This window comes from Mesorhizobium sp. WSM4832, assembly GCF_055811115.1.
In genome coordinates this window covers 74,986-97,055 of the sequence record NZ_JBVVQH010000015.1, presented here as the reverse complement: position 1 = coordinate 97,055, position 22,070 = coordinate 74,986, and the positions used below count along the sequence as shown (strand labels likewise).

At 61.7% G+C, this 22,070-nt stretch carries 23 protein-coding genes and 2 pseudogenes; 9 read left to right on the top strand and 16 right to left on the bottom strand.

The genetic code is table 11. From position 1 onward, the window contains the following. Nucleotides 1–358 precede the first annotated feature (358 nt). Nucleotides 359–889, top strand: a complete 531-nt coding sequence (locus AC0L2L_RS21240; RefSeq protein ID WP_473580883.1) for a Ros/MucR family transcriptional regulator — start codon at nt 359–361, stop codon at nt 887–889. Nucleotides 890–973: 84 nt separating this feature from the next. Here the strand turns inward: AC0L2L_RS21240 and AC0L2L_RS21235 are convergent, their stop codons facing one another. After that, the gene (locus AC0L2L_RS21235) at nt 974–1,294 is read right to left on the bottom strand and encodes a DUF736 family protein (RefSeq protein ID WP_473580881.1); all 321 of its coding nucleotides are present in this window, start codon (nt 1,292–1,294) and stop codon (nt 974–976) included. A 334-nt stretch (nt 1,295–1,628) separates the two neighbouring features. On the opposite strand from AC0L2L_RS21235, the gene AC0L2L_RS21230 reads away from it, so the two are divergent. Further along, entirely contained in the window at nt 1,629–1,856 is a 228-nt protein-coding gene (locus AC0L2L_RS21230; RefSeq protein WP_473580878.1) for an SOS response-associated peptidase family protein, read from the top strand. Between the two features lie 164 nt (nt 1,857–2,020). On the opposite strand, the gene AC0L2L_RS21225 is transcribed toward AC0L2L_RS21230, so the two are convergent. The 13 genes from AC0L2L_RS21225 to AC0L2L_RS21165 all read right to left on the bottom strand — a co-directional run bounded on the left by AC0L2L_RS21225 (nt 2,021) and on the right by AC0L2L_RS21165 (nt 14,375). Then, the gene (locus AC0L2L_RS21225) at nt 2,021–2,308 is read right to left on the bottom strand and encodes a hypothetical protein (RefSeq protein ID WP_027168526.1); all 288 of its coding nucleotides are present in this window, start codon (nt 2,306–2,308) and stop codon (nt 2,021–2,023) included. A 282-nt stretch (nt 2,309–2,590) separates the two neighbouring features. Continuing rightward, on the bottom strand, nt 2,591–2,839 hold the full coding sequence (locus AC0L2L_RS21220) for a cytochrome C oxidase subunit IV family protein (RefSeq protein WP_473580876.1): 249 nt from the start codon (nt 2,837–2,839) through the stop codon (nt 2,591–2,593). After that, nucleotides 2,836–3,471, bottom strand: a complete 636-nt coding sequence (locus AC0L2L_RS21215; protein WP_473580874.1) for a cytochrome c oxidase subunit 3 — start codon at nt 3,469–3,471, stop codon at nt 2,836–2,838. Before AC0L2L_RS21215 ends, AC0L2L_RS21220 begins: the two co-directional genes overlap by 4 nt. After that, nucleotides 3,468–5,108, bottom strand: a complete 1,641-nt coding sequence (ctaD, locus tag AC0L2L_RS21210; protein WP_473580872.1) for a cytochrome c oxidase subunit I — start codon at nt 5,106–5,108, stop codon at nt 3,468–3,470. The genes AC0L2L_RS21215 and ctaD overlap by 4 nt, the downstream gene beginning before the upstream one ends. Continuing rightward, on the bottom strand, nt 5,105–6,058 hold the full coding sequence (coxB, locus tag AC0L2L_RS21205) for a cytochrome c oxidase subunit II (RefSeq protein WP_473580870.1): 954 nt from the start codon (nt 6,056–6,058) through the stop codon (nt 5,105–5,107). Before coxB ends, ctaD begins: the two co-directional genes overlap by 4 nt. Continuing rightward, entirely contained in the window at nt 6,055–6,795 is a 741-nt protein-coding gene (locus AC0L2L_RS21200; protein WP_473580868.1) for an SCO family protein, read from the bottom strand. The genes coxB and AC0L2L_RS21200 overlap by 4 nt, the downstream gene beginning before the upstream one ends. Nucleotides 6,796–6,803: 8 nt before the next feature. Then, a complete protein-coding gene (locus tag AC0L2L_RS21195) occupies nt 6,804–7,250 on the bottom strand; it encodes a hypothetical protein (protein ID WP_473580866.1) in 447 nt (148 codons plus the stop codon). Beyond that, a complete protein-coding gene (locus tag AC0L2L_RS21190; protein ID WP_473580864.1) occupies nt 7,243–8,355 on the bottom strand; it encodes a hypothetical protein in 1,113 nt (370 codons plus the stop codon). The genes AC0L2L_RS21195 and AC0L2L_RS21190 overlap by 8 nt, the downstream gene beginning before the upstream one ends. Next, a complete protein-coding gene (locus tag AC0L2L_RS21185; RefSeq protein WP_473580863.1) occupies nt 8,352–8,888 on the bottom strand; it encodes a c-type cytochrome in 537 nt (178 codons plus the stop codon). The genes AC0L2L_RS21190 and AC0L2L_RS21185 overlap by 4 nt, the downstream gene beginning before the upstream one ends. After that, nucleotides 8,885–9,412 (bottom strand): DUF3341 domain-containing protein, encoded by a 528-nt coding sequence (locus AC0L2L_RS21180; RefSeq protein WP_473580861.1) that lies wholly within the window; start codon nt 9,410–9,412, stop codon nt 8,885–8,887. Before AC0L2L_RS21180 ends, AC0L2L_RS21185 begins: the two co-directional genes overlap by 4 nt. Next, nucleotides 9,409–10,767, bottom strand: a complete 1,359-nt coding sequence (nrfD, locus tag AC0L2L_RS21175; RefSeq protein ID WP_473580859.1) for an NrfD/PsrC family molybdoenzyme membrane anchor subunit — start codon at nt 10,765–10,767, stop codon at nt 9,409–9,411. The genes AC0L2L_RS21180 and nrfD overlap by 4 nt, the downstream gene beginning before the upstream one ends. Next, on the bottom strand, nt 10,760–13,735 hold the full coding sequence (locus AC0L2L_RS21170) for a TAT-variant-translocated molybdopterin oxidoreductase (protein WP_473580858.1): 2,976 nt from the start codon (nt 13,733–13,735) through the stop codon (nt 10,760–10,762). Before AC0L2L_RS21170 ends, nrfD begins: the two co-directional genes overlap by 8 nt. Then, nucleotides 13,719–14,375 (bottom strand): cytochrome c3 family protein, encoded by a 657-nt coding sequence (locus tag AC0L2L_RS21165; protein ID WP_473580857.1) that lies wholly within the window; start codon nt 14,373–14,375, stop codon nt 13,719–13,721. The genes AC0L2L_RS21170 and AC0L2L_RS21165 overlap by 17 nt, the downstream gene beginning before the upstream one ends. A gap of 197 nt (nt 14,376–14,572) precedes the next feature. Between AC0L2L_RS21165 and AC0L2L_RS21160 the strand changes: the two genes are divergently transcribed. The 3 genes and pseudogenes from AC0L2L_RS21160 (at nt 14,573) to AC0L2L_RS21150 (ending at nt 18,410) form a co-directional block, all read left to right on the top strand. Further along, nucleotides 14,573–17,029 (top strand): membrane-bound PQQ-dependent dehydrogenase, glucose/quinate/shikimate family, encoded by a 2,457-nt coding sequence (locus tag AC0L2L_RS21160; RefSeq protein WP_473580855.1) that lies wholly within the window; start codon nt 14,573–14,575, stop codon nt 17,027–17,029. 304 nt (nt 17,030–17,333) lie between these two features. Beyond that, nucleotides 17,334–17,857, top strand: a pseudogene (locus tag AC0L2L_RS21155) (FAD-dependent oxidoreductase). Continuing rightward, the gene (locus tag AC0L2L_RS21150; protein ID WP_473580854.1) at nt 17,772–18,410 is read left to right on the top strand and encodes an FAD-dependent oxidoreductase; all 639 of its coding nucleotides are present in this window, start codon (nt 17,772–17,774) and stop codon (nt 18,408–18,410) included. Before AC0L2L_RS21155 ends, AC0L2L_RS21150 begins: the two are co-directional and overlap by 86 nt. A gap of 30 nt (nt 18,411–18,440) precedes the next feature. Here the strand turns inward: AC0L2L_RS21150 and AC0L2L_RS21145 are convergent, their stop codons facing one another. After that, nucleotides 18,441–18,608 (bottom strand): hypothetical protein, encoded by a 168-nt coding sequence (locus tag AC0L2L_RS21145; RefSeq protein WP_348631184.1) that lies wholly within the window; start codon nt 18,606–18,608, stop codon nt 18,441–18,443. A gap of 320 nt (nt 18,609–18,928) precedes the next feature. Between AC0L2L_RS21145 and AC0L2L_RS21140 the strand changes: the two are divergent. Next, nucleotides 18,929–19,368: pseudogene (locus tag AC0L2L_RS21140) on the top strand (PPC domain-containing DNA-binding protein). 9 nt (nt 19,369–19,377) lie between these two features. Here the strand turns inward: AC0L2L_RS21140 and AC0L2L_RS21135 are convergent. After that, complete coding sequence (locus tag AC0L2L_RS21135) at nt 19,378–19,986, bottom strand: cysteine hydrolase family protein (RefSeq protein ID WP_473580852.1); 609 nt, start codon at nt 19,984–19,986, stop codon at nt 19,378–19,380. Nucleotides 19,987–20,163: 177 nt separating this feature from the next. Here AC0L2L_RS21135 and AC0L2L_RS21130 point away from each other — a divergent pair, with 177 nt between their 5' ends. The 3 genes from AC0L2L_RS21130 to AC0L2L_RS21120 all read left to right on the top strand — a co-directional run bounded on the left by AC0L2L_RS21130 (nt 20,164) and on the right by AC0L2L_RS21120 (nt 21,939). Further along, entirely contained in the window at nt 20,164–20,586 is a 423-nt protein-coding gene (locus tag AC0L2L_RS21130; RefSeq protein WP_473580850.1) for a GFA family protein, read from the top strand. Next, nucleotides 20,580–21,587, top strand: a complete 1,008-nt coding sequence (locus AC0L2L_RS21125) for an ATP-dependent DNA ligase (protein ID WP_473580848.1) — start codon at nt 20,580–20,582, stop codon at nt 21,585–21,587. The genes AC0L2L_RS21130 and AC0L2L_RS21125 overlap by 7 nt, the downstream gene beginning before the upstream one ends. 73 nt (nt 21,588–21,660) lie before the next feature. After that, the gene (locus AC0L2L_RS21120) at nt 21,661–21,939 is read left to right on the top strand and encodes a hypothetical protein (protein ID WP_027168543.1); all 279 of its coding nucleotides are present in this window, start codon (nt 21,661–21,663) and stop codon (nt 21,937–21,939) included. The last annotated feature ends 131 nt before the right edge of the window (nt 21,940–22,070 follow it).

The window sequence follows — 22,070 nt, the reverse complement described above, 5'->3', positions numbered from 1 at the left end:
CTTGAGTAGGCGAAGCTCGCCAAAGCAGACGCTGCCCTATGAGCAATCGTGTTCCCTCGAAACCTCCCACGCCCCACAGATGCGATCATGCACACTGCGCCTTGATAGAAACTCTATAGCCAGGGTGCGAGCCAGCACTGCTCTGCACAGCTGGAACGGGCGGAAAAGCAAGGGAAGCTTCTCGCTTTGTATGAGATCGGCAAGGGCACCCCAGCCGATGGAACAACAGAAGCGAAACTTACTCTTGTCATGTTGCGCAAGAGAGGTGGATTTAACGAAGAAATGTACTATTGCGTCGTAGGCAGGGCAGAAAAATCAAACGTCGCTCAATTCATCCGATACAAAAAAGGGAAATCATATGACCACTGCTCTCGAGCAAGGCAACAGCCTGGATACCGTGTCGATAACGGCTGACATTGTCGCGGCCTATGTATCGAACAATCCACTGCCGGTTGGCGAATTGCCGAAACTAATCGGCGACATCCATGCCGCCCTGAACGGCATCGGAACGCCAGCTGTAGAGCCGGTGGTCAAGCAGGAGCCTGCAGTATCGATCAAGAAATCGGTAACGCCCGACTTCATCGTCTGCCTGGAAGACGGAAAGAAATTCAAATCGCTCAAGCGGCATCTCCAGCATTTTGGTCTGAGCCCCGACCAATATCGGCAGAAGTGGAACCTGCCGTCCGACTATCCGATGGTCGCGCCGAACTACGCGGCCACCCACTCGGCCTTGGCGAAATCAATTGGGCTCGGACGCAAGGCGCCAGCGCCCATATCTGCCGCGGCAGAAAAACGGAAACCGGTCGTGCGTGCGGCGGCAGCAAGAAAAACTGCAGCTGCAATCAAGTCGCCGGTGAAGAAGGTGCGCAAGACGACTGCCAAGGCGTGACCTGGGACATCTGACGAGAGGTCGGCGCCGGGAGCTGAATATACCGAAGCCCCGTCTTTGCGGTGGGGCTTCGTGCTTGTTGGATTACTCTGCGGTGCGGCGTGACCAGATGAGCGAGAAGTCGCCCTTGGTTTCGGTCTCGGCCAGACTCGCATAAGTCGGAACGGGACAGCTGGAATCACCGAGCTTGACGGAATGGTATTCGCGGCCCTCGCGCGAGGTCGTCTTCCATGCCGCGCCCCGAACTCGGTGGCACCAGCAAGCAAGCCCGCATTGGGCCGGCCGGCCGCAACCGGCACAGTGAGGCCAGAACCTGGCAATCAGACGACGTGGTACGTTCTTCCTCTTCTTTGGCTGACGGCCGTGGATGCCAGCCGCACTTATTCGCAAGCTGGGTCGGCGCATTGAGCGAGTTGAAGGGTGGCGCGCTGCTTATGGAATCCGAGGGCGTCTATTGCATGCCGCGCGAAGTGAGTGAGCCGGGAGGGGAGGCGAGCGAGGCCCGTCTCACCTGAGGTGCCGGTAAGCCATGCTGTTGCAACAATGAGAGTGTTGCTCTATAATAACCGAAAAAATTTGCAGAATGAGTCATGATTGACAGTAAAATTGTCAATAAATACTACTATCTACTGCTGAAAGTCGCGTAATCTGTCTTATGGAACGTAGCAATATCGCATAATGTCAAAGTGTTAAGGCGATTCCCACAATATGGCCTCGAACATCTTTGACTTAGGTTCGGTTGCATCTTCGTCGCTGCGTCACCAGTTGCACGATCATCACCCAACCGTCGGCCGCGCCCGTAAACGAGATCCACAACTGCCAGCCGCTCATTGTTGAGCCCACCTACTATGATGCGTGGCTCGATCCGACAACGCCGGCCGGCGGTCTGAAGGACATTCTCAGCCACGACATTAACGGCAGCTTGCAGTTCTATCGCTTCGGCCGAGAGGTGAACCAGCTGCCGTGAACAAGCACCCAAAAACCATGACGGGACTTATCGAAGGGATCAAGCTTCTACAGCGACCCGAAACGGCCACGCGAACCCCTTCGTCGTGAGCGCCGGCCCCCCCGGTCACATTCGCCAGGAAGGCGGATTGCAAGATCCGCCTTCCTGGCTAGTCTGGAGCTTTGTTAGCCGCCCATCTTCTTGGCCATAGCGCAGAAATCGGCATGCGCCTTATTCATCGTTGCGTCACCGCAGTCTTTCAAAACCGCTGTACGTTCGTCAGGTTTCATCGCCATCCATGCGGTTTTGAAGTCACCTTCCGACCTTAACGTTTTCATGCCGGCGTCAGTAAAAAACGGCGACATCTTGGCCGGATCATCAAGCGCGGACGTTCCAGTAGTGGAACCAGCCATGGCAACACCACCCAATATGGAGAACGCTATTGCGCCTATGCTGAGCATCTTCACAATCATCGGAATACCTCCCTTTCGTCACACACTAACCGAAAACAACGTGCACCTGCCGAGCCCGGTTCCGGCGCGCAAAAGAGATTTTAACGATCGCTAATGTACGTGCGGCGGGTGCGAAGCGAAGGCCCATTGGTCCCATGTGTAACGTCTATGCGAAAGTCCTGCAGCGACGCGTGCCGCAGATCCTCTTCGCGCGCATGTGCTTCATGCGGCCAATTAGCCCCGGCTTGACCCATTGCGTCCGCGCGTCTCCTTAGCATCCGCCGGCCTACCGTCGGCTGGCTCTTATGAGCCGATGAGCGTCAGCCCGAACAAGATGACGAGCCAAAGTCCGGCAGCCGCAACGGCGAGCCGCGGCAATGTGCCGGTCAGATGCATGAACAGCATCGCGATAAGGATCGCCTTGCCGGCGGCGATCGCCAGGTTGATGGCGACGTTAAAGCCGCCGAGATCGAGGAAGGATGACCCAACCGTCAACGCCAGCAGCGCAAGGAGCCCGACATAGCCGAAGGTGAGTTTGCGAAGTTCGCTCATCGGTTGATCAGATACAGAACGGGGAACATGAACATCCATACGACGTCGACGAAATGCCAATAAAGGCCGACGGCCTCGACCCGGTGCAATCGATTGGCGGGGCTGGCGGTGCGCCAGAGCGCAATCATGCCACCAATGACGGCGATGCCGCCGATCAGATGCAGGGCATGCAGTGAGGTCATCGTGAAATAGAGGCTGAAGAAGAACTCGGCATGCACGGGATCCGGTCCTTCATAGCGGAAAGGCAGGCCGAGGAGCGGCGCCATTCCTTCGGCGATTTCCTTGCCGTATTCCATAGATTTCACCACCAGAAAGCACACGCCCAGCGCCGAGGTCGCGAGCAGCGCCCAAACCGTCGCGCGCCAACGTCTATGAAGCGCAAACATATGCGCCACCGCCATGGTGAAGCTGCTGGTGATCAAAACAGCGGTGTTGAAGGCGCCGAGCGGCAGCGAAAGATGTTTCGAGGCTGCGGCGAAAGCGGGGCCGAAATCGAGGTGCGCGACGAGGAAGACCAGAAAGATCGCGCCGAACAGCATCGCTTCCGAACCGATGAACACCCACATCGCGAAAGTGTCGGCTCGCCTTTCGCGCCGCGGGCTGTCGAAGGCGACGCTTTCGGTCCTGCTCATCTGCCGGCCTCCAGATGCGGGCTGAAGCGCTCGTGCTCCAGCCCTTTCATGTCGTAGGCATAGGCCGGCCGCGTCACGATCGGCATGCTCTTGAAGTTATGCGGCGGCGGCGGCGAGCTCGTCTGCCATTCGAGCCCGGTGGCGTTCCACGGACTGTCGGTCGCGCGAGCGCCGCGAAACAGCGACCAGCCGAGATAGAACAACGGCATCAGATAGCCGATCGCCAGTACCACTGCGCCAGCCGAGGACAACACGTTCCAGAACTGGAACTCCGGCGGGTAGGTATGATAGCGCCGCGGCATGCCGTCGAAACCCAGCACATATTGCGGAAAGAAGGTGAGGTTGAAGCCGACGAAGGTGACGGTAGCCGCGATGCGCCCCGCGGTTTCGGAATACATGCGGCCGGTGAGCTTCGGCCACCAGAAATGCAGGCCAGCCATATAGGCCGTCACCATCCCGCCGACCATGATGTAGTGAAAATGCGCGATGACGAAATACGTATCATGGACATGGACATCGACCGCCAGCGCCGCAAGGAAGAGCCCGGCCAATCCGCCGAAAGTGAACAGCCCCAGGAAAAACAATCCGTAGAGCATCGGTGTCTCGAAGCTGATCTCGCCCTTGCGCAACGTCAGGCTCCAGTTGAAGACCTTGATCGCTGACGGGATCGCAACGCAGAACGACAGGAACGAGAACACCACGCCGGCATAGGCCGATTGCCCGCTGACGAACATATGATGGCCCCAGACCAGGAAGCCGAAGACGGCGATCGCCATCGACGAGATCGCCACCGCCTTGTAGCCGAACAGTGGCCGGCGGCTGAAGCAGGGCAGCACCTCCGACACCACGCCCATGCCCGGCAGGATCATGATGTAGACGGCGGGGTGCGAGTAGAACCAGAAGAGATGCTGGAAGAGCAGCGGATCACCGCCGAGATCGGGATTGAAGATGCCGATGCCGAAGACACGTTCCAGCACGATCAGGATCAGCGAGGCGGCGAGCACCGGGGTTGCCAGCACCATCACCAGACTGGTGGCGTAGAGCGTCCACACGAAGATCGGCAGGCGAAACCAGGTAAGCCCCGGCGCCCGCAGCGTGTGTACCGTAACGATGAAATTTATGCCGGCCATGATCGTCGAGAAGCCGACGATGAAGACGCCGAACGCTGCGGTCGAGACGAAGCCGTTGGCATAGAGCGTCGACAGCGGCGTGTAGAAGGTCCAGCCGGTATCGACGCCGCCGGCGACCACCGAAAACAGCGCGAACAGGCTGCCGAAGATGAAGACATACCAGCTGGCAAGATTGAGCCGCGGAAATGCAAGATCGCGCGCGCCGATCATCAACGGCAACAGGAAATTGCCTAACGTTGCCGGGATCGACGGAACCAGGAAGAACCAGACCATGATGATGCCGTGCAGCGAAAACAGCCGGTTATAGACATCGTCGGAGACGAGATCGCCGGCCGGTGTCGCCAGCTCGATCCGCATCAGCACCGCCATTGCGCCGCCGAGAAAGAAGAATGCCGTTAACGAGACCAGGTAGAGCCAGGCGACACGCTTATGGTCGGTGGTGAGCAGCCACGCGCGGGGCCCGGCTCCCTCGCTCAGATAAGTCCCCGTCATTGCCGAACTGGTCATGGCTTTGTTCCCGCGCTTGGTTGCGGCGAAAGCGATTTCAGATAGGCAAGCAGCATCTGCAGCTCGCCTTCGTCGATCAGGCCGTCGAAGCTCGGCATGACCGGCTCGTAGCCTGCGGCGATTTCTTTCTTCGGAATGAGGATCGAGTCGCGCAGATAACGCTCGTCGGCGATCACCGTCTGCTGGTTCTCGAGCGCCACCGGCCGGCCGAAGATGCCTTCGAGGGCCGGTGCCCGAACCTTGCTGCTTGCGCCGTGGCATCCGGAGCAGCCCAGCGCGCGAAACAGCTTTTCCCCGCTTGCGGCAAGCGTCTCGCCCTCCCCCTGGCTGTTCAGCCACGCGGCATACTGCTCAGGGGCCATCACGGTCACCCAGCCGCCCATTTCGGAATGCTGCGTGCCGCAATATTGGGCGCAGAACAAGTGATAGCGTCCGGCCTCGGTAGCGATGAACCAAATGTGAGCGGTGCGTCCAGGAACGGCGTCCTGCTTTATTCGGAAAGCCGGCACAAAGAAGGAGTGGATGACGTCCTGCGCGGCAAGCGACACCACAACCGGTTTGCCGACCGGAACATGCAATTCGTTGATCTCGCGCTGGCCGCCGGGTTGTCTGAACTCCCACATCCACTGTTTGCCCAGCCCCGTGATCTCCAGCGCATCCGCCGGCGGATGGTCGCGGCGAACGAAAAGTGTCGCGCCCCAGCCGAAGAAGATGAAGGCGATGATCAGGCTGGCGATGGTCCAGCTCATCTCGAGCCACATGTTGCGGGAACGCTGGCCGGTGCGATCCGCCGGCGAGCCGACGCGGTATTTCACCGCATACCCGACAACGAGACCTGTGAGCGCCAGTCCGAGAACGGCCGAGAAAGCGAGCAGCGTGTAAAACAACGCATCGACCTGGCTGGCTTCCGATGAGGCTTCCTGCGGAAAGAAGGGAATGCCGAAGCTCATCTTCCCCTCCCGCGCGTTTGCCAAAGCACCGTCACGCCTAGGCCGAGTACCAATGCCAGGCTTGCCACTTTCAACGCCGCCCAGATGGCTGGGGTGTACTGACCTTTGGAACTGTCGAAGCCTGCGCAGAACAGGAAGACGTGATCGGCGATCGCCCCGAGCTTATTGGCCGATGCTTCGACCAGCGCAAGCTGGAGGTCGCGCGGCGTGAAGGTCAGCGCCGGCAGCACTTGCGAAATCCGACCAGCCGGAGTGAGTGCAATGACCGCGATCGGATGGACGAACTGATCTATGCCCTTGCGCCGGTCGAAGGTGATACCGGCCTCGTTGGCCAGCACCGCGCCGGAGCCGTCGCTGCCGGTCAGGAAGCGCCAGGCGGACAATCCCGTCGGGCCGGCGGCGGAGGCGATTTCGGCTTGCGCCTCGGCGGCATCGGCGGACGTCTCATCAGCGTCGATCGAGATGAATAGTGCGCGGTAATCGGCAGGAAGAAGCGACGTCTTCTTAAGGTCAGAGGCGACCGCCTGCTGTGTGACGCCGCAAAGGTTCGGGCATCTGTCGTAGCCGAAGATGACCAGCGCAGGACGCCCGCCGAGCGTTTCCCCGAGCGTCAGCTTCCGGCCGCTTGCATCGACCAATTCGCGATCGAGAGTTAGCTGCGCGCCGGGCTTCGGGTCGAAGATCGGTCGTTCGGCGGCAAGCGCCGTACCGGCAACGAACAGACAAAGCGCAGCCAACAAGCTCCTCATCGCCCTGCCCTGCTCTGCTGCTGGCAATCCTGGGCCTGAGGTGCCCGGGGAACCGCAGCCGTGACCAAGGCGCAATTTTCGGTGCTTGCGGCTCCGGCTCCTTGCTGCGACCAGTCCGGCAAACCGTTGCTGACCACCGCCCACATGGCGTCGTCGATAGGAATGCGGGCAATGCCGGCGTTGCGGTCGACCCAGCCAAGCATTTTCAACTGACGATCTTCCTCGTCGCGGAAGCTGATCAGATCCTGCTTTGGCGCGGTCTGCAAATCGGGGTTTTCCGGACTGGTGTTCGCAGTTAGCGGCAGCCAGGTCGGCGTGGTGTCGAAGGCAAGCTTGATGCCGATAGCGGCGAGAGCGATAAGGAGCAGCAGCCCGCCGCCGAACGCAAGCAGTGTGCGTGGCCAGACGTCGCGCGTCTCGGGATGGCGATGCGCCTTAGCCATGCGCCACCTCGCGCTTCCGCCAGGTGATCCGATCCGGCCGACGAAGGAGGAAAAGGAAGAGTGCCAGCCACAGCCCGCCCGATCCAATCCAGGCAGCGGCGTCATGCCACAACGCCAGCGGGCCGCCGGCGAAGAGCGCCGGGCGTGTTCGCCAGAACACATCAACGAAATGCCCGGCCAAGGTAATTCCAGCGAGCCAGATCAGGCCGGCATGGCTGCGTTTCAGGTCTCGGTTGAGCAGGCCCGCGAAGGCAGCCACCTGCAACGCGATCAGCAGGTAGAGCAGATACTGCCATCCGCTTCCGCTGCGGATGACGTACCAATGAACCTCTTCGGGCAGATCGCCACCCCAGACCACCAGCCATTGCATAAAGACGAGATAGATCCAGGTCAGCACGAAACCCAGCAACATGTTGGCGAGGTCCTCGCTTAGAGCGACGCCTTCTTCGCCGCCCGGCAGGATTTCGACCGCACGTCTTGCCGCCAGCACGATGACCGCCGTGGCGAATGCCCCGACCACTTCGGCCGACGCTTCGCAAAGCGCATAGACGGTCGAGGTGAATTCCGGCTCAAGTGACAGCATCCAGTCGATTGAAAAGACGCTTATCGCAAAAGCATGGAGGATGAGACCGAGGGCATATTTCCTGCCATCGCCACTCTTTGCGAGGTGCTCTTCAGTCGAGCTGAGCACCATCCAAGCGAGAGCGAGCCAGATTGCGGCGCAGACGGCGAAACGCAGCAGGAAGAAGGGCACGTTTAGATAGACAAGCTTCTCTCGAACCTTCTCGGCCAGCATCGCAGAATCTGCGCCGGCCCACGAGAAGATGAGATCGAGCCTTATCAGCACGGGCAAGAGCAAGATCAGCGCAAGCGGTAGTGTCGCCGCCAGGATCCGCAAAGGCTGACGGATCGCGCCGCCCCAACGCCCGCCAGTCAGCCCATGCACCATCAATATTGTCAGGGCGCCGAGCGGCAGGCTAAGCGCGAAACTCGCCGCGGCGAGCCAGGCGCCCAGCATCGCCCTGGCGTCGAGCGACACGCCGGCCGCACAACATGCCAGTCCCGCAATGCCGGCAATCAGGAAAGCTTGCTCGATGCGGCTCATGGCATTTCCTCGAGCCGCGCACTCAAGGTTTGCGGAAGCTCGGCTACAGGCGCGTCGCGCGAATATTGCAGCGCGCGGATATAGGCCACGATCGCCCAGCGGTCCCGCGGCGGCACCCGTGCCGCGTAAGAGTACATGGCGCCGTAACCGTTGGTGATGACGTCGTAGAAATGCCGGTCGGAGGCCTTGCGCAGCGCGTCCTGATGGTAGCTCGGCGGCGCCGGAAAACCGCGCTGGACGATCATGCCATGGCCATCGCCGGTGCGACCATGGCAGGGTGAGCAGAAGATGTCGAAACGTTGCTGTCCCCGCTGCAGCAACTCGATCGTGACCGGAGAGGGAATCCTGTCCAGCGTCGGCGAAAGATCGGCGTCGCGCGCAACTGTGCCGGTCACGGGCGTTCGCGCCGACGTCCCGTCGGCGAACTGATTGCTGGCCTCGAGCGGATCGTAGCGTGGTTGGTCCTCCATGTCCTGCCGGCAGCCCGCCAGCAGCAAGGCCCCAAAAACCAGTGTGAGGCGCAGGGCGCTCACGCCTCGATCTCCTCGACGATCTCGGCACCGAGCCGCGTCAGTTGGCCCTTGGTGACGCCCTTGCGGTACTTGGGATCCGTCGCTTCGATGAGAAGGTAGAACCTGCCGCCACGCGCATAGGTGAAGCTCTCGGCATTGAAAACCGGATGGTAGTAGCGGGGCAGCCCGTTGGCCACGAGCACACCCAGAAAGCCGGCGAAGGCGGCGCCGAGGATGCCGGCCTCGAAGGCGATGACGACGAAAGGCGGCCAGGAATGCAGCGGCCGTCCGCCGACATTGATGGGATAGTCGACTTCGACCGAATACAGGATCAGTGCATAGACGAGAGCAGCGCAGGTGATGCCGCCGACGAGCACAGCCCAGGGCAGTCGCGTCTTCGGGATCTCCAATATTCCGTCCAGCTCTTCCAACGGAAATGGCGAGAAGGCATCCATGCGCCGGTAGCCGCGTTCGCGCATGCCGCGCGCAGCGTCTATCAGCGCTTCCGGATCGGCAAATGCCGCCATCAGGCCGTAGAGGCTCATCGGAGCTTGCCCTCCTCCTCGGCCAGTTCCTCGACCTCGAAGATGGTGATTGCGGGCAGGATGCGGATGAACAGGAAGACCAGCGCAAAGAACGTGCCGATCGAGCCGAACAGGATGCCGAAATCGAGCCAGGTCAGCGACTGCTCGCCCCAGGCCGACGGGAGGTAGTCGCGGCTCGGCCCGGTGACGACGATGATGTAACGCTCGATCCACATGCCAATGTTGACGGCAATGGCGATTGCAAACAAAAGCGGCATGTTGCGGCGGATGCGTCGGAACCACAGCAACTGCAGCAGGCCGCAATTCAAGCCGAGCATCGTCCAGAACAGCGGCGCATAGGGGCCTATGGCGCGTTGCACCATCATGGCGCGTTCGTAGGGCTCCCCGGAATACCAGGCGAAGAACGCTTCCGAGACATAGCCATAGGCGACGACCATGCCGGCGGCGATCATCAGCTTGGCGGCATTGTCCATGTGCCTGACGGTGATCAGGTCCTCGACTGAGAAGGCCCAGCGCAACGGAATGGCGATGGTGAGCACCATGGCGAAGCCGGAGAGCAGCGCGCCGGCAACGAAATAGGGCGGGAAGATCGTCGAGTGGTAGCCGGGCGTGATCGCGAAGGTAAAATCGAGCGAAACAATCGAATGTACCGAAACCACGAGCGGCGTGGCCAGGGCCGCAAGCAGGAAATAGACGACCTGGTAGCGCGCCCAATGGAAGGCCGAGCCGCGCCAGCCGAGCGCCAGTATGCCATAGAAGAGCTGCGCCGGTCTCGATCTGGCGCGGTCGCGCAAGACGGCAAGATCGGGCAAAAGTCCCATGTACCAGAACAGCAGCGAAACGGTGGCGTAGGTGCTGATCGCCGCGAAGTCCCAGACCAGTGGGCTGCGCCATTGCGGCCAGTGCATGTGCACATTGGGAAGCGGCAGCAGCCAGTAGAAGAACCACGGCCGGCCGAGATGCAGGATCGGGAACAAGCCGGCCATGGCGACGGCAAACAGCGTCATCGCTTCGGCGAAACGGTTGATCGAAGCGCGCCATGGCTGGCGCAGCAGCAACAGCACCGCCGAGATCAGCGTGCCGGCGTGGCCGATGCCGATCCACCAGACGAAATTGGAGATCATCGTGCCCCAAACGACAGGCATGTTGATACCGAGGCCGCCGACGCCGACCGAAATCAGGTAGGTGATGGAATAGAGGAGCAGCAGCACGAGCAGGAAGCAGAGGAAGAATGCCGTCCAGAAATGGCGCGGCAGGCGCCCGCTGAGCACGATCGAGCCGATGCGTCCGCTGATCTCGGGAAAATCGTGGCGGCCACGCAAGACGGCTGGGCTGCTCGCGCTCGCTTCAGTCATCGATCGCCTCACCCGGCTTGGACAACTCGCCGTTCGGGTTGGAAATTCTGCCGAGATAAGTCGTGCGCGGCCGCGTGTTCAGCTCCTCGAGCAATGGGTAGTTCTGCGGCGCGGTCTTTTCGCGAACGACGTTGGCATCCTTCCTGTTGAGGTCGCCAAAGGTGATCGCCCGCGTCGGGCAGGCCTGCTGGCAGGCGGTGACAACCTCGCCGTCGGCGATGTCGCGATTCTCGATCTGGGCCTGGATGCGCTTGGCGCTGATACGCTGGACGCAATAGGTGCACTTCTCCATGACGCCGCGCGAGCGCACGCTGACATTGGGATTGTGCACGCCCTGCTCCGGGCCGGCTTCGTCCTTGTCGAAGGATTGATGGTCGAGAAAGTTGAAGCGCCGCACCTTGTAGGGGCAATTCTGCGAGCAATAGCGGGTGCCGATGCAGCGATTGTAGACCTGTGCATTCAACCCATCATGCGTGTGTACCGTTGCGTTGACCGGGCAGACCACCTCGCACGGCGCCTTCTCGCAATGCATGCAGGGCACCGGCTGGAAGAAGGTGTCGGGCGCATCGAGTGGGCCGGCATAATAGCGATCGACCCGAAGCCAATGCATTTCCTGGCCGCGCTCGCATTCGTCCGGGCCGACGGTTGCAATGTTGTTTTCCGCCTGACAGGCCGAAACGCAGGCCATGCAACCGATGCAGGCCGAGAGGTCGATCGCCATGGCCCAGGCTTCCTGGTTGTACGGCCAATCGGGATAGAGCGATTCCGTTGGCGACGGCGGCGCATCCTTGCGAACGAAATGCGGATCCTGCCGAAACGTATCGAGCGAAGCTTGGCGAACGATGGCGCGGCCTTCGATCGCCTGGTGATGCTGCGTGGTGATCACTCGCATATCGTTCGTGCTAGGCGTAACGGCAGCGCCGGTCGCAAACCATTCCGTGCCGCCGCGTAAGCGGAAAGCGTCGTAGCCTTCGGACAGCGCGGCTACGGAACCAACCTTGCGCCCGAAGCCGAATGAAAGCGTCACTGTTTCGTCGGGGTGACCGGGCAATATCCAGGCAGGAGCGTCGAGGCTGACCCCGTTCGCCGCAACGTTGATGACGTTGCCGTTCTCAATCTTCAGCCGCTCCGCCATTGCCGGTGAGATGAGCGCGGCGTTGCCCCAGACGATCTTGGTCAGCGGTCGCGGCAGTTCCTGCAGCCACGAGGCATTGGCAAAGCGCCCGTCGCGTAGCCAGGGATCGGCGACGAAGCGAATATCGATCCGGCCACCTGCCTGCACGGCGGGCTTCAATCCACTCAAATCCGGCGGCACCGTCATCGATGCGGGCTTGGCGGCGCTGTTCGCTATGGCGCCGTCGCGGAGAGCCTTCCTCCATGCTTCGTCATTGAGTTCCGACCAGTGCTGCCGGATAAGTGAAAGCGCATCGATTTCGAATTGACCGCCAAGCACGGCGAGCAACTGATGCAAGGTCTTGCCGTCGTAGAGCGGCTTGATCAGCGGCTGGACCAGTGACGCCGTGCCGTCATAGGCGCGGATATCGCTCCAGCTCTCGAGCTCATGCGCTGCCGGTACATGCCAGTGCGACAAGAAAGCAGTCTCGTCGCGATAGAGGCCGTGATGCACAAGCAATTGCAGGCTAGAGAATACCTTATGCGCATTAAGGCCTGCCGGGGCGGTGTGCATCGGATTTGCGCCCACCACCACGGCCGTATCGATCACGCCATCGCTGATTGCCTCACACAGCGTCGTGAGATCGCCATCGACTTGCATTGTGTCCGGTGGCTCGATCAGTTCCACCGTATTGCCAAGCGCGCCAAGCTTCGCATTGGCGGCAAGTGCGATCGCATACACGAAGGCGCTCTGATGCGCTCCCGGGATCACCAGCGCGTTGCGGCCGGCCGCCACCAGATCCTTGGATAGCGCGGTCATCCACGTCGGATCGACCGGCGACCTGGGGGCCTCAGCCTGAGCGCCAAGCTTCGCGCGCAGCGCAGCGGCCACGGCTTCGATGTCGCGTGGCTTCACCGCCAAACGATGATCGGCAGTTGCCCCGGTGATGGTCGGCGACGTCTCCACGACATAGAGCCGGCTCATCCAGTCTGCGGGACTGCGCACACGCCGCCGCGCGGCAAAGTCGCGCGCATAGGCGAGCCGCCCAGGCCCCTCGCCGAGAAAATCGGCGTCGAGGCTGAAGATCACTTCGGCGCGATCGAAGTGGTAGACCGGCGTCAGCGTGGAACCGAACAGGGCACGTGACGCCTGCCCCGCAGTCGGCCTCGCCAGCGGATCGTGGCGATAGACGTTGAGCTTCGGATAGCGCGCCCGCAGTACGTCGACCTGCGCGGCAAGGGTCGGCGATGTCGAGGCATCGAGGAGCAGAGCGCCGCCCTGCCCTTGCGATGCCGTCCACCGCGAGACAAGCGCCGCCATGTCCTTCAGGAAGTCGCCATACGACGCCGGTTCGCCGTCCTTGAGCGGCGTGCGCGAGCGATCGGGATCGAACAGCGTCAATACCGCCGCCTGCATCACCGCATCGGTCGCGCCGCGCGATGCGGGGTGGTCGGGATTGCCCTCGACCTTTGTCGGCCGTCCTTCATGGCTTTCGACCATCACGCCGACGCCGAAGCCGTCGCTCGACAGCGTGGTGGCGTAGTAGACGGGCTTGCCGGGGACGAGGACTTCCGGTTGGCGCACATAGGGCACAATACTTTCCGCCCTGCTGCAGGCCGCGAGCCCGGCAAGCGACAACGAAGCGCCCATCAGCTTGAGCAGCGTCCGCCGGTTCGGCTTTGCCGGCAGATGCTCGGCAATCGCCGGGAACTCGGCCTCGACGAAGCGGCGGAATTCCACCGTGCCGGCGATCTCGTCGAGGCTCCGCCACATGTCGCGACCGTTTGCCAGCCGCCTACGCAGGGCCGCGATGTCGATGCCGGAGCCTGACCCTTTCTCAGCGATGGCAGACATAGCAATCCGTCATCGTCTCGGGGTGGATGTCGAGCATGCCGATCAACCGCCGCCTGATATCGGCGATGTTCTCAGGCGGCTGCCAGTGCATCAGGAACACGTCCTGCGGCGGGCGCAGATTGCGCTCCGGGTTGCGATGGCAGCCGAGGCACCATTCCATGCTCAGCGTATGCGCGCGCCTCGTCAGCGGCATCTCGTCGACCTCGCCATGACATGTCTCGCAGGCGACGCCCTTGTTGACATGGATTGCGTGGTTGAAAAAAACGAAGTCGGGCAGGCCGTTGACACGCTGCCATCTGATAGGCGTGCCCGACGCCAAGCTCGCACGTACCGGCGCCAGCATGTCGGCATTGGTGAAAAGCTGCGAATGACAGGTCATGCAGACTTCGGTTGCCGGGAGACCGGCCGAAGACGAGGTTTCCACGCCGTTATGGCAATAGCGGCAATCGATGCCGAGCTGGCCGACATGATGCTTGTGGCTGAACGGCACCGGCTGCGCCACTGGCTCACCTACTCCCGTTACCAGATCCGAACGGGGAAGGATGACCCCGATCGCGGCGGCGATCAGCAGAACTGCACAACTTCCCCAGATGACAAAGCGCGCGGCGCCATTGGCGTTTTTCGAGAAGATCTGCGGCATCCCCTCGCCGATTCTGCTGAATGCAAACTCAGAGTTGACGACACCAAACGGTGCTTTCGCCACGAAGGTTCCGAAGCCGCTTTCGGATCACAGAATGGTGACCGGCACGGAGACAGGTCATCAATTTTAGTCCGCAACCACAGCCGGTCACATGCGTTCGCCAGATATCACGATCTGTTTCACGTTGGAAAAATGCCATGAGCAACATCGCTGCCGACCCCGCTCATCGTCCTGTGCGCCACCATGGCGTCGCTTTCTGGTGGAGCGTTCTCGTCGGCACCCTACTGGTCATCCTCGGCCTCCTGATCGGCGGCGGCGGCGCCTGGCTGATCGCGCTTGGCGGATCATGGTACTACTTCCCCACCGGCATCGCGCTGTTGGTGGCAGGTATCCTGATGTTGGCTGGAAACCTCGCCGGCGTCTGGCTCTACCTGCTGACATGGCTCGCGACGATCGCCTGGGCTTATTGGGAAGTCGGTTTCGACGGCTGGGCCCTGCTGCCGCGTGTCTTGGCCCCCACGATCATCCTTATCTTCGTTCTACTGGCTATCGCCGCTTTCCGCGGCGTGACAGGGCGAGGCAGCAGGAACGCTGCCTATGCGACGGGCTTGCTGCTGCCGGTTATTGCCGCGGCGGCGTTCAGCCTTTTCCACATCAACGCCTTGGCTCAGTCGCAACCTGCTCAACCGCCGGCGACGTCCACCCCACCTGCATCGGTCGGCGCGCTGGCATCGCAAGGCACAGCAATCCACCAGGCCGGCAATAACTGGCCCGTCTATGGCGGGTCTGAACTTGGCACACGCTATTCGCCACTCAACCAGATCACGACGGCCAATGTCTCCAAGCTCACTCGCGCCTGGTCCTTCCACACCGGCGATATGCCGAACGAGGCGACCAAGGACCTCTACTCGCCCGAAAACACCCCGCTGGAAATCGGCGGCCATGTTTATGCCTGCTCTGCCAAGGACATCGTCATTTCCGCCGATGCGCGCAACGGCAAGCAAGAATGGCGTTACGATCCGAAGGTGCCCGACAACGCCATACCCTACGGCGCGAGCTGCCGCGGCGTGGCCTATTTTTCCGTTCCAGGCGCGAAGGCCGATCAGGCCTGCGCCACCAGGATCATCTTCGGAACGCTGGACGCCCGGCTGATCGCCATCGACGCCAAGACCGGGAAACCCTGCTCGGATTTCGGCCAGCAAGGCAGCGTCGACCTCAACCAGGGCATCGGCGAGACGGTGCCCGGCTGGTATTCCGTCACCGCGCCGCCGACCATCGTGCGCGGCATCGCGGTCGTCGGCGCGCAGGTCAAGGACGGCCAGGCCGAGGACGCGCCTTCGGGCGTCGTTCGCGGCTATGACGCCACCACCGGCAAGCTCGCCTGGGCTTGGGACATGGGGCACCCCGATCGCAGCGGCGCGCCGCCTCAGGGCGATACCTACACGCGCGGCACGCCGAATATGTGGACGGTCGCCGCAGCCGATCCGCAGCTCGGCTATGTCTACCTGCCGCTCGGCAACGCCGCCGTCGACTATTACGGCGTCGACCGCAAGGATTTCGAGAACCAGTTCAACTCGTCGATCGTCGCCATCGATGTCACGACCGGCAAGCCCGTCTGGCACTTTCAGACTGTGCATCACGATCTTTGGGACTATGACCTTGGTTCGCAGCCGGCGCTGGTCGATTTCCCGACCGCGACCGGCAAGATCGCGGCCATCATCGTGCCAAGCAAGCAGGGCCAGATCTACGTCCTCGATCGCAAGACCGGCAAGCCGCTCTTCCCGGTCGAGGAGCGCAAGGTTCCCTCGGGCGGCGTCGAGCCTGACAAGCTGTCCAAGACACAGCCCTATTCCGGCTACGCGCATCTCGACCAGCCGGCGCTCACCGAAAAGGATATGTGGGGCATGAGCCCGCTGGATCAGCTCTACTGCCGTATCCAGTTCCATCGCGCCTTCTATCAGGGTGAGTACACGCCGCCGACAGTCGATCGTCCCTTCATCGAATATCCCGGCTACAATGGCGGTTCGGACTGGGGCAGCGTCGCCGTCGACACCGACAGCGGCGTGCTGATCGCCAACTACAACGACATGCCGAACTACGACCAGCTTATTCCGCGCAAGAAGGCGGACGAGATGGGCTTCAGGCCGATCGACAAGGGCGGCAGCCCGAAGAAGGTGAAGGACATCGGCGACCCGCAGGCCGGATCGCCATACGCTATCGCGGTCAATGCCGGCTGGCGCCTTTCGACGGGCCTACTCTGCTCGAAGCCGCCCTATGGCCATATCCGCGCCATCGATCTCAAGACCGGCAGGACGCTGTGGGACGAGCCGCTCGGCAGCGCAAACAACAACGGCCCGTTCGGCATTCCCTCGATGCTGCCGCTCACCATCGGAACGCCCAACAATGGCGGCCCGCTGGTTACGGCCGGCGGCCTGATCTTCATCGCAGCGAGCACCGACAATAAGCTACGGGCGATCGACGTCAAGTCGGGCAAGACGGTGTGGAAGGCCGATCTTCCGGCCGGCGGCCAGACAACTCCCATGACTTATGAGGTCGATGGCAGGCAATACATCGTCATCGCGCCCGGCGGCCATCACTTCATGGAAACCAAGGTCGGCGACGAAGTTATTGCCTACGCTTTACCTTCAGGATGAGCGCTCTGAGGCCGCAGGCCTTACGAAACGCCTGAAGCCGCTAGCTCGTCCGGCCGCCATGCGGTCCATTCCTTGCTCGATTTCCGTTGCGCCCTCGTGCGCTTCGGCGTCGGGCGAGGACATACATCCAGATCAAAATCAGGATCAGGAGAATGCCGGCGACAACCAGCATCCACATGCCGATGTGAAACATGAACGTCTCTCTATCGTAGAATTCGCCTTGCGATCGGACATCGGGTAAGCTCGCGCTTAGACATTCAAACCAGCGTAGGAAAAAACAGTTCCAATTCGAAAGGCGACGATCATGCCTCGAGAAACAGCTTCCATCCTCATCGTTGGCGCAGGCCCGACGGGACTGACAGCCGCCTTGGAGCTTGCGCGGCGCGGCGCCCACCCCCGTATCATAGACAAGAAGGACGGCCCCACGCCGCTCAGCAGGCCGTCGGCATCAGCGCGCATAGCCTGGATGTTCTCGAAGCCTCCGGGGTGAGCGGGAAACTTCTTGCCGACGGGCTCAAGGTCCGCCATGCGCATTTCCACGCGGAGACGCGCGAGCTCGTCACAATCGACTTCTCGCTGCTGCCGCACCGCTACAATTTCCTCTTATCGCTGCCGCAGCGCGATACAGAAAGGATCATGGCAGACACGCTGGCGACATTCGGCATCACGGTCGAATGGCGCACGCAACTGGTTGGCCTCACCCAGCAAACCGACAAGGTGGGCGCCCGGATCAAGCGAGGCGGTGGCGAGGAAAAGCATAGCTTCGACATCGCCTTCGGCGCCGACGGCGCCGATAGCTCGGTCCGCAAGTACGCGGGCATCGAATAGGCGGAAATGGAGCATCACGGATGCGGAGATCGCGTCCTGGCCTTACGAGCCGGGAGCGGCGCAGGCTTTCCTCAAGCGCAGCGGCGATGTCGGCTTCATCATACCGATCGGCGACAGCCGTTTTCGCGCGGTCTCCAATACGCCCGATGCGCTGGCGCATGTCCCGGGCAATTATCGCGTATCGCAGGTGCTGCGCACCGATCGTTTCCACATTCCGGCAAAGCAGGCGTTATCTTACCAGATCGCCCGCGTCTTCCTCGGCGGCGATGCCGCGCATGTTCACTCGCCTCTTGGCGCCCGCGGCATGAATCTCGGCATCGAGGATGCCGCATCCTTCGCCCGGCGTTTCGGCGATGGCACACTGGCCGGATATACCAATGAACGCCGGCCGGTAGGGCATCGCTGGATCGAGCTTAGCGAACGCATCCTGTCGACGGCGCAGTCTACCAACGTCTTCGTCCAGATGTTCCGCAACCTCGTCATGCGGACCATCGGTGCGGTTCCCGCCCTGCAGCGACCGCTGCTCGAGCGCGTCGCGGGTCTGAAAGAGTAGCATGGCGCGCGGTCAACCGTCGTCTCATGCTCAAGTGATCAACTGCTCGATCCTGATCGACAGGTCGCGGATACGCTTGTCGGTCGCGTGATAGACCGCGCTTGCAACGGCGGCGGCCGTGCCGACATTGCCCAGGTCCCCAAGCCCCTTCACGCCGGCAGGATTGACCGCGTGGCCAACTTCCGAGACCAGGATCACCTGCAGGTCTCGGCGTTGACCGGCACAAGGCTCGCCATGTTGGAGATCTGGCCGCTCTCGGCCAGCCGCAGGCTACCGGCATGACCCGACAGCGGCGCTTGACTTCGTTGTTGTCGGCGGCCTCGCCGTCGGCACGAGAGCGCCGAGCGGATTCCCCCTTTTCAGCGTGCCAATATTCCGAGTGGACGCGCAGAACCGCAACGCTTTACCAAAGTGTGAGGCTTCCTGCTTTGAGCCGTAGCGCCACGAAGCTTCGACGGACGTACGGAACATGCGGCTATGAGTTTTGCACCAGTCCTTCCCTCCCTTGGCAGGGCATCATGAAGTCGAAACTTGTCGCAGAAACCTCAGGACAAAGAACCTTCGTGATCGTGCTCGATCCGGGCGAGGAAGCCTTCGCGTCCCTTACCGCTTTCGCGGGTCAGGAGGGAATCGCCGACGCCTCGCTGATGGCCATCGGCGCCTTTGAGAAGGCGACGGTCGGCTGGTTCGACTTTCAGTCGAAATCCTACCGCAAGATTCCTGGAGCAATGCGAGGTGCTGAGCTGATTGGGGACATTGCCGTCGACGAGGAGGACAAGCCGAGCGTTCACATTCACGTCATGCCGGACCTCGGTGACGGATCCACGCGAGGCGGTCACTGTTGGAGGGCTTTGTGCGGCCGACGCTGGAAGTTACCGTGCTGGAATCGCCCGGCCACTTGCGCCGCAGGAAGCGTTCCGAGCTTTGCATTGCACTGATCGACCTCGAGGCTTCATAACAGCCTTCGTCAATCCCAAGCCGAGAGCACGACCTCCATTTCGACCGTCTCGACCTGCTGGGCAAAGCGCTGATGGTATACGGTCATCAACGCGTCATGGGTGGCGTCAGAAGAACTGCAAAGTGCATCCGTAACCAAGATGACGCGGTAGCCGATGTCCATCGCCCCCAGAACGGTGGCGAGCACGCAGACATCCGTTTCACCGCCGGTGATCACCAACGTATCGATCCCGCGATTGGCAAGTTCGGTCTGCAACCTACCCTCAGGCCAAGGCGAATAGACATGTTTGTCGATCACCTTCGCCGGCGGACAGAATGCAGGCAGCGGCGGAAGCAATTCGACCATCTCCGGACCGATGGCCTCCATCGTCATCGAGGCCCAGCGCTCGTAATAGCGCTTCCAGGTACCGGCGCCCTGCCCTGCCCTTGCAGCCGGGATAAAGCGGGTAAAGATCGTTCGGTCGGCCTTTCTTTCGACCAGACTCACTATTCTCGGTAGCACCCTGGTGATCCAGGGCGTCGCCCATTCAGAGGGTTCGGCGAATAGTCGTTGCATGTCTACGCAAAGATGCGCGCAGTGCTTGCCAAGCGGCCCGTAGCTCAAGCCTTGAGCCGCCATCACAATCCCCGGCAGATTCGACCCGGCCGCGGCGAGGCCAAGTGGGGAAGCGCATATTTCGACGAGCCCGAGCGGCGCCTGAGATTCAAGATCTGATCCTCTGAACGTTTGGACAAACGCGTTGCCTTGAGGCCTGTTCCGTCGGAAACCACATCTCGCGCCGAGCGTTCAAATCGGATGAATACCGCAGAGATTGCCATCCGGGCCGCTGCCGTCGAACGAACGGGCGGATGCCTATGCGGCAAAATCCGTTATCGGGTAATGGGCGATCCACGCGTGCACTACTGCCATTGCGACATGTGCAGGCGTGCGACTGACAGCGCATTCGCGGTGCTGCCTTCTGCCGGCGTGTCTTGGCCGGGCAAGGAACCTTACTTTCGGCGGTCATCACCTCTCGCCAAACGCGGCTTCTGCGGGGAATACGGCTCTCCGCTTACTCTAGCCTGCGACGCCGTCGTCAACGAGATCGCACTGCATGTCGGAACCTTCGATAATCCGGCAGAACTTGAGCCGCAATACAACTACGGATCATCGCAGCATCTCAGCTGGGTTCGCTGCGGCACCGACCTGCCTCATCTCGATACGGCAGAGCGATGGTAGCGGCTTCCGGCGTCGAGTTTCCCTTGCCCTTGAGCACGCAGCCGATGGAGGCGCGTACGGCGGAGGCATTGCCGTGGGACAATGGCCCCTGGCAGTACGAACCGAAATGGGATGGCTTCCGCTGCCTAGCCTTCAAAGATGCCAAGACCGTCGACCTCAGGGCAAAATCCGGCAAACCGCTTGGCCGCTATTTTCCTGAATTGATCGCGGCTCTTAGCGCGCTCACAGCGACCGAATTCGTGGTCGACGGTGAAATCGTGATCGAGGGGCATGCCTCTTTCGACGCGCTGCAGATGCGGCTTCATCCGGCGGAGAGTCGTATCCGCAAGCTCAGTCGGGAAACACCCGCGCAACTGGTGCTCTTCGATATGCTCGCCGCCCCGGGCGGACAGTCGCTGATCGAGCTGCCCTTGCAGGATCGGCGCGATGCAGCTGCAGATTTCGTCGCCAAGGGCCAGTCCAAGGCCTTGCGCCTCTCGCCTGCAACCACCAGCCTTGCGACAGCCGACAGATGGCTGAAGGACGCCGGCAGCGGTTCCGTGGACGGTGTCGTCGCCAAGCGGCTCAACGATCCCTACAGGCCGGGCGAACGCGCGATGGTGAAGGTAAAACGCCTGCGCACGGCCGACTGCGTGGTCGGCGGCTTCCGCCATCTGAACGGCACGAGGCAAGTCGGGTCGCTGCTGCTTGGCCTCTACAATGACAGTGGTCTGCTCGATCATGTCGGCTTCACATCGACCATCGCCAATGACGAGCGTGCAGTGCTGACGCAAAAGCTCGAAAAGCTGCGTGGCGGGCGGGGCTTCACCGGCAAGGCGCCGGGCGGGCCGAGCCGCTGGAGCACGGACCGCAGCGGAGAATGGGAACCGGTCCGGCCGGAACTGGTCGTTGAGGTCCGCTTCGACCATGTCACCGGCAACCGCTTCCGGCATGGTACCAGGCTGCTGCGCTGGCGCCCCGACAAGGCGCCGCGCCAATGCACCTTCGAGCAGATCGCGTAGCAGTGACTTGCCGGAACAATCTGTCGCCGGTGCGGTTCCTGAAAGGAGCAGTCATTGGACGTTGGAGAACGACATGGCCCCCCGCAACAGGCAGCGATCCCAAAAGCAGGAAGAAACCGAAGCGCCGACCATCGAACAGCAGGATTGGGATTCCTTCGAAGGCAACAAGGTGCTTCCCGACAGCGTGGTCACCGAGAACGGCCCGGATCTGCGGGAGACCGAGGGGGCCCTGCCCGAGGAGGACGACGACAACCCCGATCAGGAGAGCGACGAGGCCCTGCCCGACGACGAGGAGGAACGCGTGCTGTCGCGCGATCCGTCCAAGGAAGGCAGCCGCTTCGACGAGGTATAGCTGATGGCGCCCGCCCAGCCGTGACTATCCAGGCATCTTGGCGCCTGTTGGCAGGTCATCGCGCGCGACCTGAATGCGGCTGATGGGTTCGCCGGCACCGGAACATGTTGGACCCGGACGGGTTGAAGATC

Excerpts from the sequence above, each read along its gene's own strand:
- AC0L2L_RS21240 (WP_473580883.1), top strand. The coding sequence starts at position 359 with ATGACCACTGCTCTCGAGCAAGGCAACAGCCTGGATACCGTGTCGATA.
- AC0L2L_RS21235 (WP_473580881.1), bottom strand. The coding sequence starts at position 1,294 with ATGCGCCGACCCAGCTTGCGAATAAGTGCGGCTGGCATCCACGGCCGT.
- AC0L2L_RS21225 (WP_027168526.1), bottom strand. The coding sequence starts at position 2,308 with ATGATTGTGAAGATGCTCAGCATAGGCGCAATAGCGTTCTCCATATTG.
- AC0L2L_RS21220 (WP_473580876.1), bottom strand. The coding sequence starts at position 2,839 with ATGAGCGAACTTCGCAAACTCACCTTCGGCTATGTCGGGCTCCTTGCG.
- AC0L2L_RS21215 (WP_473580874.1), bottom strand. The coding sequence starts at position 3,471 with ATGAGCAGGACCGAAAGCGTCGCCTTCGACAGCCCGCGGCGCGAAAGG.
- ctaD (WP_473580872.1), bottom strand. The coding sequence starts at position 5,108 with ATGACCAGTTCGGCAATGACGGGGACTTATCTGAGCGAGGGAGCCGGG.
- coxB (WP_473580870.1), bottom strand. The coding sequence starts at position 6,058 with ATGAGCTTCGGCATTCCCTTCTTTCCGCAGGAAGCCTCATCGGAAGCC.
- AC0L2L_RS21195 (WP_473580866.1), bottom strand. The coding sequence starts at position 7,250 with ATGGCTAAGGCGCATCGCCATCCCGAGACGCGCGACGTCTGGCCACGC.
- AC0L2L_RS21190 (WP_473580864.1), bottom strand. The coding sequence starts at position 8,355 with ATGAGCCGCATCGAGCAAGCTTTCCTGATTGCCGGCATTGCGGGACTG.
- AC0L2L_RS21180 (WP_473580861.1), bottom strand. The coding sequence starts at position 9,412 with ATGAGCCTCTACGGCCTGATGGCGGCATTTGCCGATCCGGAAGCGCTG.
- nrfD (WP_473580859.1), bottom strand. The coding sequence starts at position 10,767 with ATGACTGAAGCGAGCGCGAGCAGCCCAGCCGTCTTGCGTGGCCGCCAC.
- AC0L2L_RS21170 (WP_473580858.1), bottom strand. The coding sequence starts at position 13,735 with ATGTCTGCCATCGCTGAGAAAGGGTCAGGCTCCGGCATCGACATCGCG.
- AC0L2L_RS21165 (WP_473580857.1), bottom strand. The coding sequence starts at position 14,375 with ATGCCGCAGATCTTCTCGAAAAACGCCAATGGCGCCGCGCGCTTTGTC.
- AC0L2L_RS21160 (WP_473580855.1), top strand. The coding sequence starts at position 14,573 with ATGAGCAACATCGCTGCCGACCCCGCTCATCGTCCTGTGCGCCACCAT.
- AC0L2L_RS21135 (WP_473580852.1), bottom strand. The coding sequence starts at position 19,986 with ATGGCGGCTCAAGGCTTGAGCTACGGGCCGCTTGGCAAGCACTGCGCG.
- AC0L2L_RS21130 (WP_473580850.1), top strand. The coding sequence starts at position 20,164 with ATGAATACCGCAGAGATTGCCATCCGGGCCGCTGCCGTCGAACGAACG.
- AC0L2L_RS21125 (WP_473580848.1), top strand. The coding sequence starts at position 20,580 with ATGGTAGCGGCTTCCGGCGTCGAGTTTCCCTTGCCCTTGAGCACGCAG.
- AC0L2L_RS21120 (WP_027168543.1), top strand. The coding sequence starts at position 21,661 with ATGGCCCCCCGCAACAGGCAGCGATCCCAAAAGCAGGAAGAAACCGAA.